Origin of the sequence: Streptomyces sp. NPDC059900 (assembly GCF_050270335.1) — a bacterium.
Taxonomy (GTDB): domain Bacteria; phylum Actinomycetota; class Actinomycetes; order Streptomycetales; family Streptomycetaceae; genus Streptomyces.
Genome location: NZ_JBNNJZ010000020.1, coordinates 12,634 through 27,457, shown reverse-complemented (window position 1 = coordinate 27,457; position 14,824 = coordinate 12,634). Strand labels below are relative to the sequence as shown.

The window sequence follows — 14,824 nt, the reverse complement described above, 5'->3', positions numbered from 1 at the left end:
CTTGTAAAATCTCTCCGTCTGATAACAGGGTGGGGGGGGGGCCGGTCCTCGGGGACCGGCCCGCCCTGCGTCCGCCGACCTCTGCTCCACCGCTCGACTACTCCACGAAGAGACCCCGCGCCGCCGCCCCCGCGTCGAACTCCTCCAGCCGCGCCTGCGCGTCCGGAAGTCCGTCGCACATGGCCTCCAGGAGCACCCGCCCGAGCAGCATCGGCGCACACGCGGTGTCGAAGGCGAGCCCGGTGCCGACCGCCGCCGGAAGGAGGAGGTCGGAGTGCGCCGCCACGGGGGCGAACGCCGAGTCGGCCACCGTGACCACGGAGAGCCCCGCCGCCTGCGCGTAGGCCAGCGCGTCCACCACCTCCCGCGGATGCCGCGGCAACGCGAAGCACAGCAGCGCCGAGGCCCCCGCCCGCACCGCCCCGTCGATCCGGTCGGCCAGCATCGTGCCGCCCTCGTCGAGGAGCCGTACGTCGGGATGGACCTTGGCCGCGAAGTACGAGAACCCGTACGCCTGGGACGCGGCGGCCCGCAGCCCGAGGACGGGAAGCGGGCGTGAGGAGGCAAGAAGCCGCCCCGCGCGCTCCACCGGCGCCGGGTCGGCAAGCACCTCCGCCAGATGCCGGAGGTTGGCGATCTCCGCCTCCACCGCCTGCTGGTACTCGTTGAGGGACGCCTCCCCGGCCGCCTCGGCGGGCGCGAGCTCCCGCAGGTGTTTGCGCAGCGCCGGATACCCGTCGAAGCCGAGCGCCACGGCGAACCGCGTCACCGAGGGCTGGCTCACCCCGGCGAGCTCCGCCAGTTCGACGCTGGAAAGGAAGGGGACGTCCGCCGCCCGCCGCACCATGCAGTGCGCGATGCGCCGCTGCGTGGGCGTCAGCCGGTGCCCTTCGAAGAGCACTTGCAGCCGCGCCGCAGGACTGTCACTCATGCCGTTCCCCTCACAACACCCTGGCCCTCGTGGGGCGTTCCGTTCCCGGACCCGAGGTCAAGACACAGCTCCGTGAACCGGTCGAGCAGCCCGGCCGCCACTGTCACATCATCCGTCAACGGCCGGTCGGCCAGCTCCGGGTCGAGCACCGAGTCCGCCAGATCGAAGGCCCGCCCGACGGGCAGATCCGGGTCAAGACGCATGTCCCGCTGGCGCAACGCCCTTATCGCGGCGACCAGTTCACAGCCGACGACCAGGCGGTACGCGTCGCACGCCCGCAGTGTCTGCCGCGCCGCGAGGGAGGCGAAGCTGGCCTGCTCCTCGACGCCTCGGGAGAGCACCGCGTGGCCGAGCGAGGCCGGCGCGGAGAAGGCCCGCAGGTCGCCGAGCGCCGCCCCGGCCGCGTACTCCAGGATCATCACGCCCGACGACGCCGCCTCGCCGTCCGCGAGGAAGGGGCGCAGGCGCGTGAAGCCCGGTTCGTTCAGGGTCGAGAGGCGGGAGGTCGACAGGCGCGCCGCCTGGGTCACCGCGAGCCTGAAGTGGTCCAGGGAGAGGGCGAGCTGGGCGAGGTAGAAGCCGCCGTGGTGGTAGGCGGCCATGTCGTCCGCCGAGATCAGCGGGTTCTCGGCCGCCGCGTTGATCTCGACCGTCAGGACGTCCTCCAGGGCGTCCGCCGCGTCGTGCGCGGGCCCGTGGATCTGCGGCACGCAGCGCAGGCCGTACGGGTCCTGGATGCGGCCGAGGGGCGGTGTGGGGCGGTCGGGCGCGCCGAGGATCTGCCGCATGCGTTCGGCGACCGCGTACGAACCCGCGTGGCGCCGCGCCTCGTGCACGGGCAGCGCGTACGCCTCGTACGAGCCGTCGACCGCCATCAGGGTCAGCGCCGCCACCAGCTGGGTGGCCGCGACGAGGCCGCGCAGTTCGTGCAGGGCGAGCGCGGACTGGCCCAGGGTGAGGGCGTTGCTGCTGATCAGGGCGAGGGCGTCGTTGTTGTCGAGGGGCTGCGGCTCGGGGGCCTGCCCGGCGCCCTGCCAGGGGTGCTCGCCCGCGAGGGCGAGGCCCATCTGCGAGAGCGCGGCGATGTCGCCGGTGCCGACCGAGCCGAATTCGTTGACCTTCGGATACGCGCCCGTCGTCAGGGCGTCGCAGAGCGCGGTGACGACGGTGGGGCGCAGGCCCGCGCCGCCCGCGAGGAGCTGGTTGGCGCGGACCGCGAGCATCGCGCGCACCTGCTCGGCGGGGAGCTCGTCGCCGATCGCTCCGGCGTGGCTGCGCAGCAGGCGCAGTCCGTGGTCGGCGGCCGCCTCGGTCGGCACGGACTCGTTCCGGTTGGCGCCGACGCCGGTGGAGCGGCCGTAGACGCGGCCCCAGGAGGCGATCTCACGGGCGGCGTTCCAGGAGGTCTCCACGCGCTTCATGCCGTCCGTGCCGGGAACGGGCCTGGCGGTGGATTCGGCCATACGTACGACATCTGCGACCATCAGTCCGCGTCCGTCCAGGACGACGACCGAGCCACTGCCGCCGGTCGCCCTGTCCGCGATATGAGACGACATCACTCGAATTTCCTCCTCAAACGGACGCTTCGTCTTGCCCTGCGGCTACTTGTAACCCGCGATTTACGCCTGGGCGCCGACTAACTATTGACAATCTATTCAGTCACCAAGAACTCTGCATGACGATATACAGCCGGGCAAGGGACTCCTCATGATCCAATTCGATACGGTCCACAAGCGCTTCCCGAACGGCACAACCGCGGTCCACGACCTGACCCTTGAGATGCCGGAAGGAGGCGTGACCGTCCTCGTCGGATCTTCCGGTTGCGGCAAGACGACGACGCTCCGCATGATCAACCGGATGGTCGATCCGACCTCCGGGACGATCAGGGTGGGCGGCAAGGACGTCCTGGCGCAGGACGCCGCCGAACTGCGCCGCTCCATCGGTTACGTGATCCAGCAGTCCGGGCTCTTCCCGCACCGCACGGTCCTGGACAACATCGCGACCGTGCCGCTGCTGCTCGGCTGGGGCCGCAGGAAGGCGCGGGCACGGGCGGCGGAGCTCCTGGAGACGGTCGGCCTCGCCGCCGACGCCGGCAAGCGCTACCCGCACCAGCTCTCGGGCGGCCAGCAGCAGCGGGTCGGCGTGGCGCGTGCGCTCGCCGCGGACCCGCCGGTGCTTTTGATGGACGAGCCCTTCGGTGCGGTCGACCCCGTGGTCCGCACCCAGCTCCAGGACGAACTCCTGCGCCTCCAGCGGGAATTGAACAAGACCATTGTCTTCGTCACGCACGACATCGACGAGGCGGTACGGCTCGGGGACCGCATAGCCGTCTTCCGCACCGGCGGCCACCTCGTCCAGTGCGCGAGCCCCGCGGAGCTCCTGGCCCGCCCGGCGGACGACTTCGTCGCGGACTTCCTGGGCGCCGAGCGCGGCCTGAAGCTGCTCTCCCTGACGACACTGGCCGAGGTCCCCGAAGCCCCGGCCCCGGAGGGCGGCGCCTGGACGCTGCGTCTGGACTCCGCGGGCGCGCCGGTGGCCTGGCGGCACAAGGACGGCGACGCGGCGGACGTGCCCGTACGACCGCTGCGCGACACGGACTCGCTCCTGTCGGCCCTCAACGAGTCCATAGCCGCCCCCGGCGGCCTGGTCGCCCGCGTCGACGCCGAGGGCATCCTGACCGGCGTCACGTCCCGCGACGACATCCACGAGCACGCGGGGCAGGTACACACCGACGCGAGCGCCGCTGAGCCGAGCCCCGTGAACGCGGGCGCCGCGGACACGAGCAAGGCCGACGCATGACCGTCGACTGGTCGTGGATATCCGACCACACAGACGACCTCACCACCCTCACCCTCTCCCACCTCCAGGCCGCCCTCACCGCCGTACTCCTCGGCCTGCTCATCTCGCTCCCTCTGGCCGTCGTCGCGCACCGCGTCCGCCCCCTGCGCGGACTGCTCCTCGGTCTTTCGAACGTCCTGTTCACCATCCCGTCCATCGCGATCTTCGTGCTGCTCCTGCCGGTCAGCGGACTCACCCGCACCACCACCGTCATCGGCCTGACGATCTACACGCTCGTCGTGCTCCTGCGGAACACCGTCGAGGGCCTGGACTCCGTCCCGGCGAAGACGAAGGAAGCCGCGATGGCCATGGGCACCCGGCCCCTGCGCACCCTCCTCACCGTCGAACTCCCCCTCGCGCTCCCCGTGATCATGGCGGGCGTACGGATCGCGACGGTCATGGCGATCTCCCTGGTGTCCGTGGCGACGTACATCGGCGACGGCGGTCTCGGCCAGCTCTTCACGGACGGGTTCCAGCGCAACTTCCCCACCCCCGTCATCGTCGGCGTCGTCCTGACCCTGCTGCTCGCGCTCGTCGCGGACGCGCTGCTCGTCACCCTCCAGTACGTCCTGACGCCCTGGACCCGCCGCAAGAGGAGCGCGTGACATGTACGAACTCTTCAAGAACCTCGGCGCCTGGCTGGTCAGCGGCGAGCAGTGGGCCGGGTCCGACGGCATCGGGCACCGCCTCCTGGAGCACCTCCAGTACTCGCTGCTCGCGACCCTCATCGCCGCCGCGATCGCCCTGCCGCTCGGCCTGCTCATCGGGCACACCGGGCGCGGCGCCTTCGTCGCCATCAACCTCTCCAGCTTCGGGCGCGCGCTGCCCACGGTCGGGCTCGTCGTCCTGGTCTTCCTGGCCAGCGGCCTGTCCATGTGGCCCGTCTACATCGCGCTCGTCGCCCTCGCCGTGCCGTCCATCGTGACCAACACCTACGCCGGGATGACCGCCGTCGACCCCGAGGTGCGGGACGCGGCGCGCGGCCAGGGGATGCGCTGGCACCAGGTCCTCTTCCAGGTCGAACTGCCCCTGGCCATGCCCCTGATCATGACCGGCCTCCGGCTCGCGCTCATCCAGGTCGTCGCCACCGCCACCATCGCCGCGTACGTCTCCTTCGGCGGGCTCGGCCGGTACGTCTTCGACGGGCTCGCCCAGCGCGACCTCGTGCAGGTGCTCGGCGGTGCCGTCCTCGTGGCGGTCGTCGCCGTCGTCCTCGACCTCGCGCTCTCCGCACTCCAGCGCGCCCTCTTCCGTCACCGCCCCGCCAAGTCGGCCTAGGAGCAAGCAAGATGGCTTCCATCAACCGCAGGACCGCACTCGGCGGGCTCTTCGCCGCCGCATCCGTCCCCGCGCTCGCCGCATGCAGCGGCGGCATCACGTCCCTCAACGGCGAGGGCTCGGGCGGCGGGGGCGGTGGTTCCAGCAAGAACGGCGTCACCATAGGCACCGCCAACTTCACCGAGAACCAGGTGCTCGGCTACCTCTACGCCGCCGCCCTCGAAGCGGAGGGCGTGACGACCACCGTCCGCCCCAACCTCGGCACCCGCGAGATCTTGATCCCCGCCCTCAAGGGCGGCGACATCGACCTCCTGCCCGAGTACCAGGGCGCCCTCCTGCACTACCTCGACGCCAAGTCGAAGGTCACCGAGGAGGGCGAGATGCAGAACGCCCTCGCCATGGTCCTGCCGCGCGGCCTGCAGATCCTCCCGTACGGAAAGGCCGAGGACTCCGACGCCTTCGCCGTCACCCGGGAGACCGCCGACAAGTACGGCCTCAAGACCCTGGCGGACCTGGCCAAGCACAACGGCAAGCTCGTCATCGGCGCCGCACCCGAGGTCAAGAAGCGCACGGTGGGCTCGGTGGGCCTCAAGGACGTCTACGGCGTGGAGTTCAAGGAGTTCAAGTCCCTCGACTCCTCGGGGCCGCTGGTCAAGGGCGCCCTGAAGAAGGGCGACGTCGACGTGGCGAACCTCTTCACCACCGACACCGACATCGCCGCCGAGAAGTGGGTCGTGCTCACCGACCCCAAGAACTTGATCCCCGGCCAGCACATCGTCCCGCTCATCGCCGACCGCAAGGCCGACTCGACGGTGCGCAAGGCGCTCGCGCGCCTGGGCAACGCCCTGACGACCAAGGACCTCACCGAGCTCAACCGCCTGGTGGACAAGGACAAGAAGGATCCCGAGGACGTCGCGGACGACTGGGCGGCGCAGCACGGGATCAGCAAGAAGTAGCACCGGCACGAGGCAGCACCGGCACGAGGTAGTTCGACCGGCAAGCAGCAGGGAGTTCTCCGGATCATGGCAGCTGAAGACCTGGTGGAGCGGCGCTCCATCGACGTCGTCCCCGACGACGAACGGCACGGCACGGCGTTCAGCCAGTTCACCCTCTGGCTCGGCGCCAACCTCCAGATCACCGCGGTCGTCACCGGCGCGCTCGCCGTCGTCTTCGGCGGCGACGTGGTCTGGTCGGTGATCGGCCTGCTGCTCGGCAATCTGCTGGGCGGGGCGGTGATGGCCCTGCACTCGGCGCAGGGCCCGAAGCTCGGCCTGCCGCAGATGATCCAGTCCCGCGCCCAGTTCGGGGTGCGCGGCGCGGTCGTGCCGCTGCTGCTCGTCATCCTGATGTACGTCGGGTTCTTCGCCAGCGGCAGCGTCCTCGCCGGACAGGCCACGGCGCGGCTCACGCACACGAACGACACCACCGGCATCATCGTCTTCGCGGTGATCACGGCGGTGGTGGCGGCGGTCGGCTACCGCGTGATCCACGTCCTGGGCCGGGTGGCGAGCGTGATCTGCGCGCTCGCCTTCATCTACCTGGGCATCCGGCTCCTGGACCGCGTGGACCTCTCGGCGCTCCTGGACGACGCGCACTTCGACCTGCCGATGTTCCTGCTCGCCGTCTCCCTCTCGGCCTCCTGGCAGCTCGCCTTCGGTCCGTACGTCGCGGACTACTCGCGCTATCTGCCGCGTACGACATCGGGGCGTGCCACGTTCTGGTGGACCCTGTCCGGCTCCGCGCTCGGCTCGCAGTGGTCGATGACGTTCGGCGTGCTCGTGGCGGCGAGCGCGGGCGGTGCGTTCCTCGACAACCAGGTCGGGTACGTGGTCGGCCTGGGCGGTACGGGCCTGATCGCGTCGTTCCTGTACTTCGTGATCGCGCTCGGCAAGCTGACGATCAACGTGCTCAACACCTACGGCGGCTTCATGTCGATGGTGACGAGCATCAGCGGATTCCGGGGCCAGAAGACGCTGTCGCCGCGCGGCAGGTCCGCGTACATCGCCCTGATCATGGTGGCGGGCACGGTGGTGGCGCTGCTCGGCAAGGACAGCTTCCTGACGTCGTTCAAGGACTTCCTGCTCTTCCTCCTGACGTTCTTCACGCCGTGGTCGGCGATCAACCTGGTAGCCCGTCAAACTACGTTGTTCTCATGGCAGTTCAGAGGAGCCGGAAGCCCCGGCGTGCAGGTGGCTACGTAAGGATCTCTGACGACCCGTTCGAGGAAGAGAAGGGCGTCACTCGACAGACGGAGGACGTACAAGCCCTGGCAACTCAGCTTGGGTGGACGGTCAGCAAGATCTATCCGGAGAACGACACCAGCGCCTATCGGAAGAAGCGCATACGGCTCCCGAACGGCCGGAGTGTGTGGCGTGTGATCCGCCCAGAGTTCCGCCAGATGCTCAAGGACTACGAAGACGGCTTGATCGACGGGATCATCGTCTACGACCTAGATCGACTGGCTCGCCAACCTCGCGATCTTGAGGACTTGATCGACTTAGTCGATCACTTCAAACGGCCCGTTTCCGGAGTAACGGGCTCGCTGGATCTCATGACCGAGAACGGCAAAGCCATGGCCCGGGTGTTGGTCGCGATGGCCAACAAGAGCAGCGCCGACACCGGACGACGAGTCGCACGCGAGCGGCTGCAACGGGCCCACGACGGACGAGGGTTACCGCCCAACCGCCCCTTCGGATGGCAAGAGGACCGCGTCACGCTGGAGCCCCAAGAAGCGGCAGCCCTGCGAGCCGCGATCCTCGCATTCATCAACGGCGAATCATGGTCAAGCGCCGCACGGATCATCATTGATTCGGGTATCGCACCTGCCGGAAACAAGCGCTGGCATCTCAAGTCGATCAAGCGCATGATGACCGCCCCGAGGGTCGCCGGTATCGCTTCCTACAGTGGAGATCTCCACCCTTCCACCGCACCTGACGATGATGCGAACGACGAAACGGAGAACGCCCCCGGGGACACCGAAAGCAGTGAAGGTCCGCCCCCAACACCAAAGGCTCTAGCACTGCGGGACGCCGAAGGTTCCTACATTCAGGGGAAATGGGAAGCCGTCGTCACCGTCGAGGAGTGGGAATCCCTTATTGCCGAGATGGAGCGCCGCCACGAAGGCTTGGAGTTCACCAGCCAAGGCACACGCAAATACCTCCTATCCGGACTACTGCGGTGCGCACGCCCACGGACGGACGGAACTATCTGCAATCATCGGATGGTCGGAATCTCCTTGAAGGCGTCAAAGAGGAACAAGGCACGAACCGTCTACAAGTGCTCCAGTCCCGCAAACGGCGGATGCGGGAACTCTCAGCGAGACATGGTCAAGTTGGACCAGCTGATAGAGGACCTGCTGTTCTTGCACCTGGAGGAGGACCAGCCGCCGGAGAGCCAGCGGCTACCCGAGCCCCAGCAGGAGAGCGCCGACGCAGCCAAGCTCAGGGACGTACAGAACCGGCTGTCGATGATGCGCACCGGTATGCGGGAAGGAACCACCAGCCCAGAATCCTTCTTTGCCGTCGTCCCCGGGCTTGAGGCGCAGGAGAAGAAACTACTTGCCAGCGTGAGCAAGGCTCGCCGCGCCCAGGCCGATCGTGAACAACGGTCGAAGGCTCCAGATCAGGTACGGGCAGAATGGGAAGACGCCACAATTCCGGGGAAGCGCGCACTACTCGGCCAGTACCTGCAAGCCATCATCGTCTACCCATCACAGACACGAGGACGCGCCGCTTTCGATCACGCCACAATCGTGCCCGTGTGGAAGCAAAATACAAGGTAGCTCCAAAAACTGAACGTGAGCCCCGATGACCTTTTCTGGTCATCGGGGCTCACTCCTATTCAGAACCTTCTCTACCCCGGCTCCGCAATATGGCTTGGGTCTTTCGCCACTGTTCGGGTGTGATCTTCGGGGCTCGGCTCACATGCAGAGCCAACCATTGCTCACGAGTCAGACGCGGGGCACGAGACGGACGACGGGCAGGATGCGCAGCCACGGGAATTCCCCTCTTCCGGACAGACGATCAGGAAGGCGTCTCATCTGGGGCCGGACCCGGCGCGCCAAGCCGGGGCAGCGAACGTCTCGTCTGAGTCGGAGTCTGAAGAGAGAGGAAGAGTCTCAGAGGTAGAAGATCGTGTTGGGGGTGGACCCAGCAGATCTCCACCCACTATCCCGACCAACGCCCGATCGCGTCCACCGAGTTCCCGGGCGCGGCACGAGCCCATGGGAGGCCTGCCCCCAGGGCCTCATGCAGACCGAGCGGCACCAGGCCACAACTAGGCACCCCCGTCAGCGTCCACGCGGGCCCTTGAAGCGAACAGAGGAAGATCGAGTCTGCCGCCAAGCCGAATCGGCGTAACTTTCCTTTACTTGCTCAAGGGCGCGCCTGCGGCGCGCCGGGCGGCTTCGGCCGCACCGGCCGGGCGTGCGGCCTTCGGCCGGTCCCGTCCGGACGGCCACCGCCCGGCGACCGCAGGCAACCCCGAGCGTGCGGAGATCACGCCGACCGGATCGGCGTAACTCTTCTTCTCTGTTCTTTAAGGGCCCGCAGGGAAGCTGACCGGTACACCAGATGTGGCGGGGGCCGACGGCCTACGAGGCTTTAGGCAGCCGCCATGGGGCGAGCCTCGCAGAACAGGGGGCCGATCGGGCCATTGCGGGCAGGCTCCAAGAGACTGCCCGATTCGCTGGTGAGCGTAAGGCCCCCTGTTCACTCGCCCCATGGCAGCTCCCGCCCAAAGCCTCTACGGCCGGCGGCGAGGCCACCGCACACCACTACCCGGCTGAAGTCCCCACTCATACGAGATGCCCGGGCAGGCGTCCCCAACCGGGCATCTCGCTGTGCTCTGGCAACCCACAACGCGCGTGAGGGCCGCCTAACGGGTCCGCCGAGCGGGGTCCAGGGTCGACTAGGTGCACGGCTAATACGGCCAGCCCACGGACTCGTTGGTCAGAAAGTATGGGCCGTCTCGACGTGCCACAACATCCGCTGAACGCATCAAACAGCCGCTCAACGCAGCGGCCGGTTTCACACGCGCACCGCACGGCCCCGGCCCTTCCACAGGGGAGGAAGAACCGGGGCCACAGCGGCAGACCGGGGGAACCAGCGCCTGCCGCTCTCCCCACTCCACACCGGGGGAGTCCAACGGACGGGACTGACGGAGTGAGGCCACGCCAGCCCCGCCCTGCTCTAGGTCGAGGTACGCCCCTCCACCGCCGCCGGATCGGTGATCTCGGCACTGAAGAACTGAAACGCCGACAGCTCGAAGCCACGATGCCCCGTCAGACCCGCGTGCCTGAGACACCACAACTGCGCCGCATCCGGATCAGCCGAATCCACCGAGTGATCACTACAGCCGAGGCACTTGCCGACATGCCGCACGACCGAGCCGGGCATGGCCGCCAGCGTCCATTCGAGCGGCACGAACCGGCCCCGCGGAGCACTGCCCCCGCTCATCCGGACGCCCCCGGGGAAGGCTGCGGCTCTTCATCGCCGTCGTCTACGCCGGGGTGATCGAATGCGGCCAGGCGATCACCCCGGCTCTCTGCGATCCGCTGGACCTCCCGCAGCGATTCGGTCAGCCGCGCGGCCACGAAGCGCAGTTCCTCGGGCGTGGCGTTGGAGTCGGCGATCACGGGCGCCGCGTGTCCGAGGAGATCACCGGCCATGCCCAGCTGCACGCTTTCCATGTTGTCCGCCAGCCGCGACACGAAGCCCGTACCCGGGCCCACCAGGACGCAGGGCTTTCCCTCCAGCGTCGACCACGGCAGCACCCGCGCTTGAATCGTCACGCCGACACCTCCACCCCATGGATCAGGCGCGGACCGATATCCACACCATGCACGGCCAGCCACAGCTCACGCCGCCGCGCCCTCTGCCGCCGCTCCTCCTGCCGCCGCTCGAAGGCGACCAGGTACGGGCGAACCAACCCGATGTCCTCACCCCGCAACACAGGCACACGCGGCAGCGGCCGGGTTGCGGCATCGACGCTCACAACAGGCAGGGACAGTTCAGGAGATCGATGGCGCCCCGCAGAGGGAAGCAAGAGCCGTAACAACGACTCGAAGAAGCGAGCGATACAGTCCGGCATGTCGACCTGCTTTCTCAGGTGGGCCATGCCCCCGGGCCGGTCGCACGGTCGCGGGGGTCCGACCGCTCAACTGTCGGGCGGCGCAATGCTCCTGGCTTCCCCAACGCGGGTATCCCCATCATGGGTAGGCTGACTGATCGGCCGATGCGACACAGTGTCACCAGCAGGCTTTACGGGGCTTCTCATGACGGCTTACGAACCACCGACCGCGTTACCGCGCGAACTCCTGGATCACGCAGGCATGAGAGCTGCGATCGCAGCCCACGATTTCGGCGAGGTCTTCCGCCTCGCACGCAGTGAGGCAGGCATCAGCTACTCAAAGATCGCAGCCGAATGCGACATCAAGCCGGAGCGCGTTGGAGCTTTGGCACGCGGCATCGGGAGCGTGACGACCTTCGAGAAGATCGCGCGGATCGCCGATGCTCTACGCATTCCCGGAGCCCATCTAGGCCTCTCTCCTCGCGAGTGGGAGACCGCACCCACGCAACGGCGTGTCCTGCCCCAACCTGCACATTCCACCGCCCCCCAGAGAGACGGAGACGAAGTGCGGCGCAGGAAGTTCATCAAGGCATCGACCGGCGCGGGACTGGCCATCGGCATACCCGATCTCACTCGCCCCGTCACCGGCCGACGAGTCGGAGGGGACTTCCCCCAACGGCTACGGGAACGCACAGCACGTCTGCGCCGCCTCGATGACGTCCTAGGCGGCGGAGACACTTACCGCGTCTATTTGGGCGAGTACCAGGCCACGAAGTCCGTACTGCGTGACTGCACCTACACGGAAGAGACCGGCCGATCCCTGCTCTCCGTACTCGCCGAGCAGGCACAGCAAGCAGGCTGGGCCGCATTCGACGGAGGCCGACACAACGACGCAACCAGCCTCTATAAGGACAGCCACACAGCCGCCGTCGATGCACAGGACACCGCCCTCGCCGGTAACGCCCTCGCTTTCCTCGCCTACCAAGCGGTGAACGGAGACCGGACAGCCGGAATACAGATCGCCGCCCGCTCATGCTCCACGGCCGGGCCCGACGCAGCTCCAGGCGTCCGTGCTCTCTTGCACGAACGCCTCGCTTGGTCATACGCCGTCGCCGGTCTTCCGACCGAGACTGAACGAGCCCTCAGCGATGCGGAGTCCGCCCTCGATGAGATCGAGGAAGCACCTCAACCTGACTGGGTGGCTTGGGTCGACCGAACCGAACTACAGATCATGAGCGGCCGATGCTGGACGGAGCTAAAGCGCCCCTTGCGCGCAGTCCCCACCCTGGAATCTGCGCTTGCGCAGTACGAAGACGCTCACGCACGGGACAAGAGCCTGTATCTGTCGTGGCTCGCCGACTCGTACATGACCGCAGGCGAGATCGAGCAGTCCGCCAGGACCGTTAGCCGCGCACTGGACCTATCGGCCGGAGTGGCATCCGTCCGTCCCCGGCAACGCCTCGCCCCGATCTTGAGGCGGCTCAGCGATCACCGTGCGCTGCCCGAGGTTTCCGACGTACTGGAGAAGGCGCAGACCTGACGCGCTACTCGGAGGAGGCCGGTCCTGTCGTCGTGGCCACCCACCGCAGGTAGGCATCCGACCCGGCCACGATCGCCACGGCCGAGACCTCTGGGTTCTTCCACGGGTGGTGCTCCAAGAGGTGTGCTTCCAACTCGGCGTACCGCTCAGCGTGCGTCTTCAGCAGAAGTTGCCACTCCTCCCCCGTGCCGAACTCTCCTGCATGCCAGAAGGCGGAGACCACCGGTCCAACGATCTGCGCCCCCGCAGCAAGTCGCCCGGTGACCACGGAGCGAGCCAGTTCCACCGCTTGATCGCGAGTCTCTGTTGCCGTCGACACCTGCATGAAATCAGCCATGGCGACGATCATATGGCCCCAGATTTCGCTGACTCAGTTTTGCAGGCATCTAGCAACCTGGTCGACTACTACCTGATCTCCAAGGAGCGCTACGACATCCCGGCGCTCTCGGACCCCGAGGGCCGCTACGGTGCCTGGCGCTGGGACGCCCTGACGGTCTACGGAGTGGGCCTGCTCGCCCAGCTGCCCTTCCTGGCCACGCACTTCTACACGGGCCCGCTGGTGGAGCCGCTCGGCGGGGCCGACATCTCGTGGATCGTGGGTCTGGTGGTCCCGGCGGCCCTGTACTGGCTGCTCGCCCGCCGCGACACCTCGCACATCCCCGCGCCGCGGGAGGAACCGGCGGCCGGGGCTGGTGCTGGGGCCCGCTGAGAAAGGGGGGATAGCCCCACTGTCAGGCGGTCACCGGCTGCGTACCTTAAAAGGCTATGGAAGCCCGAGACGCCGAACTCAAGAAGGAACTCGACGCCACTCTGCACGCCCGCAGAGAGCTGGGCGAAGAGTATGAGTCAGCGCTGGTCGACTCCTTCCTCGGGAAGGTCGAGCAGCGCCTGGACGGCACCATCGACCGTCGGATGCGCCGGCACATGGCCGAGCAGCAGATGGTCGTCGCCCGGGGCTCGCGCGCGCCCAACAACCCCGTGGACTCCTGGGGCGAGCGCTTCGGCTTCGGCATCATCTCGCTGATCCTGGCGGTGCCGCTGTCCGCGATCGGCGTGGTCAACGCCGACCTGCCCGGCCTCTTCGTCACCTGGGGGGGCATCGTCGGCGTGAACGCGGTGCATTCGCTGCGGGGCCTGAACTTCGGCCGCGGCAAGGACCGCGCCCGCAAGTCGGAGTGGGCCGACTGAGCCCACGGCTCCGGCTCCGGCTCGCTCCGGCCCCGGCAGTTTCCGCTCTGAGCCGGACCGGTGGCGCGGACCCCGCCCGGCGGCGGAGCGTGACGCCATGACCACTTCCGTCGCGCATCTCAGTGACCCGCACCTGACCACCGGTCCGCTGGCCGCCGAACCGGCGGCCGCCCTGCGCCGCGCGCTCACCCGCGTCCTCGCCCTGGAGCCCCGGCCCGCCTGCGTCGTGATCACCGGCGACCTGACGGAACACGGCCGCCCCGAGGAGTACGAGCAGCTCCGCGAACTCATCACGGGCTTCCCGCTGCCCCTGCACCTGACGACCGGCAACCACGACGACCCGGCGGCCCTGGCCAAGGCCTTCGGCGGCACCGGGCATCTCGGCGGCACACACGCCACGCGGTACACCGTCGAGTACGAGAACCTGACGCTGCTCGCCCTGGACTCGAAGGTCCCCGGCGCCGGGCACGGCCACCTCGGCGAGGAGCAGATCGCCTGGCTGGACGCCCGGCTGACGGCCCGCCCGGAGGTACCCGCCCTGGTCTGCCTGCACCATCCCCCGGCGGACATCGGCATCCCGTTCCTTGACGGCATGCGCCTGGCGGACGGTGCGGACCTGGCACGGGTGCTGGCCCGCCATCCGCAGGTGGTCCGGGTCCTCGCGGGCCACGTGCACCGCCCGGTCACCGGCGGCTACGCGGGCACCACCCTCTCGACCGCCCCGTCGACGTATCTCCAGAGCTCGTTGACGATGAGCGCGCAGGGGGCCATGGGCTACGTACCCGAACCGACCGCCTTCCAGCTCCACCTGCGAACGGCCACCGGCTGGGTCACGCACACGGTGCCGGTGAGCCATGCGGCGGGGCAGATCCAGGGGTACTGAGGGCCGAGCCCGTATACGAAGTTCGTGCGCGGGGACCGCCGCACCCCCGGTGAACCAGGGGGCGGGACGACGGCGGTCCCCGCGGGGGACGCCGGCC

General features: G+C 68.4%; 14 protein-coding genes and 2 pseudogenes. 10 read left to right on the top strand and 6 right to left on the bottom strand.

Annotated elements, in window-relative coordinates; all coding sequences use genetic code 11:
* Positions 1–97: 97 nt before the first annotated feature.
* On the bottom strand, positions 98–931 hold the full coding sequence (locus tag ACQKIP_RS05775; RefSeq protein ID WP_361199205.1) for a MurR/RpiR family transcriptional regulator: 834 nt from the start codon (positions 929–931) through the stop codon (positions 98–100).
* On the bottom strand, positions 928–2,487 hold the full coding sequence (locus tag ACQKIP_RS05770; RefSeq protein ID WP_365863782.1) for an aromatic amino acid ammonia-lyase: 1,560 nt from the start codon (positions 2,485–2,487) through the stop codon (positions 928–930). Before ACQKIP_RS05770 ends, ACQKIP_RS05775 begins: the two co-directional genes overlap by 4 nt.
* 151 nt (positions 2,488–2,638) lie before the next feature.
* Between ACQKIP_RS05770 and ACQKIP_RS05765 the strand changes: the two genes are divergently transcribed.
* The 6 genes and pseudogenes from ACQKIP_RS05765 (at position 2,639) to ACQKIP_RS05740 (ending at position 8,828) form a co-directional block, all read left to right on the top strand.
* Entirely contained in the window at positions 2,639–3,730 is a 1,092-nt protein-coding gene (locus tag ACQKIP_RS05765) for an ABC transporter ATP-binding protein (RefSeq protein ID WP_365863784.1), read from the top strand.
* Entirely contained in the window at positions 3,727–4,374 is a 648-nt protein-coding gene (locus ACQKIP_RS05760; protein WP_365863785.1) for an ABC transporter permease, read from the top strand. The genes ACQKIP_RS05765 and ACQKIP_RS05760 overlap by 4 nt, the downstream gene beginning before the upstream one ends.
* 1 nt (position 4,375) lies before the next feature.
* Complete coding sequence (locus tag ACQKIP_RS05755) at positions 4,376–5,047, top strand: ABC transporter permease (RefSeq protein ID WP_361199194.1); 672 nt, start codon at positions 4,376–4,378, stop codon at positions 5,045–5,047.
* Positions 5,048–5,067: 20 nt separating this feature from the next.
* Positions 5,068–6,003, top strand: a complete 936-nt coding sequence (locus tag ACQKIP_RS05750) for an ABC transporter substrate-binding protein (RefSeq protein WP_365863894.1) — start codon at positions 5,068–5,070, stop codon at positions 6,001–6,003.
* A 66-nt stretch (positions 6,004–6,069) separates the two neighbouring features.
* Positions 6,070–7,176, top strand: a pseudogene (locus ACQKIP_RS05745) (purine-cytosine permease family protein); the annotation flags it as partial.
* A gap of 23 nt (positions 7,177–7,199) precedes the next feature.
* Positions 7,200–8,828: a recombinase family protein gene (locus tag ACQKIP_RS05740; protein ID WP_365863787.1), complete on the top strand. Its 1,629-nt coding sequence runs from the start codon at positions 7,200–7,202 to the stop codon at positions 8,826–8,828.
* 1,408 nt (positions 8,829–10,236) lie between these two features.
* Here ACQKIP_RS05740 and ACQKIP_RS05735 read toward each other — a convergent pair.
* From ACQKIP_RS05735 to ACQKIP_RS05725, 3 genes are read right to left on the bottom strand one after another with little or no spacing between them, the layout of a single operon-like run.
* Complete coding sequence (locus ACQKIP_RS05735; RefSeq protein ID WP_365863789.1) at positions 10,237–10,470, bottom strand: hypothetical protein; 234 nt, start codon at positions 10,468–10,470, stop codon at positions 10,237–10,239.
* A 29-nt stretch (positions 10,471–10,499) separates the two neighbouring features.
* Complete coding sequence (locus tag ACQKIP_RS05730) at positions 10,500–10,838, bottom strand: hypothetical protein (protein WP_365863791.1); 339 nt, start codon at positions 10,836–10,838, stop codon at positions 10,500–10,502.
* Positions 10,835–11,041 carry a hypothetical protein gene (locus ACQKIP_RS05725; protein ID WP_365863792.1) on the bottom strand — a complete coding sequence of 69 codons (207 nt, stop codon included), beginning with the start codon at positions 11,039–11,041 and terminating at the stop codon, positions 10,835–10,837. Before ACQKIP_RS05725 ends, ACQKIP_RS05730 begins: the two co-directional genes overlap by 4 nt.
* 280 nt (positions 11,042–11,321) lie before the next feature.
* Here ACQKIP_RS05725 and ACQKIP_RS05720 point away from each other — a divergent pair, with 280 nt between their 5' ends.
* Complete coding sequence (locus ACQKIP_RS05720; protein WP_365863794.1) at positions 11,322–12,656, top strand: helix-turn-helix domain-containing protein; 1,335 nt, start codon at positions 11,322–11,324, stop codon at positions 12,654–12,656.
* Between the two features lie 4 nt (positions 12,657–12,660).
* On the opposite strand, the gene cutA is transcribed toward ACQKIP_RS05720, so the two are convergent.
* On the bottom strand, positions 12,661–12,993 hold the full coding sequence (gene cutA, locus ACQKIP_RS05715) for a divalent-cation tolerance protein CutA (protein ID WP_365863796.1): 333 nt from the start codon (positions 12,991–12,993) through the stop codon (positions 12,661–12,663).
* A gap of 51 nt (positions 12,994–13,044) precedes the next feature.
* Between cutA and ACQKIP_RS05710 the strand changes: the two are divergent.
* The 3 genes and pseudogenes from ACQKIP_RS05710 to ACQKIP_RS05700 all read left to right on the top strand — a co-directional run.
* Positions 13,045–13,365: pseudogene (locus ACQKIP_RS05710) on the top strand (cytosine permease); the annotation flags it as partial.
* A 56-nt stretch (positions 13,366–13,421) separates the two neighbouring features.
* Entirely contained in the window at positions 13,422–13,844 is a 423-nt protein-coding gene (locus tag ACQKIP_RS05705; RefSeq protein WP_365863798.1) for a hypothetical protein, read from the top strand.
* A gap of 97 nt (positions 13,845–13,941) precedes the next feature.
* Positions 13,942–14,727, top strand: a complete 786-nt coding sequence (locus tag ACQKIP_RS05700) for a phosphodiesterase (protein ID WP_365863800.1) — start codon at positions 13,942–13,944, stop codon at positions 14,725–14,727.
* Positions 14,728–14,824: the final 97 nt, after the last annotated feature.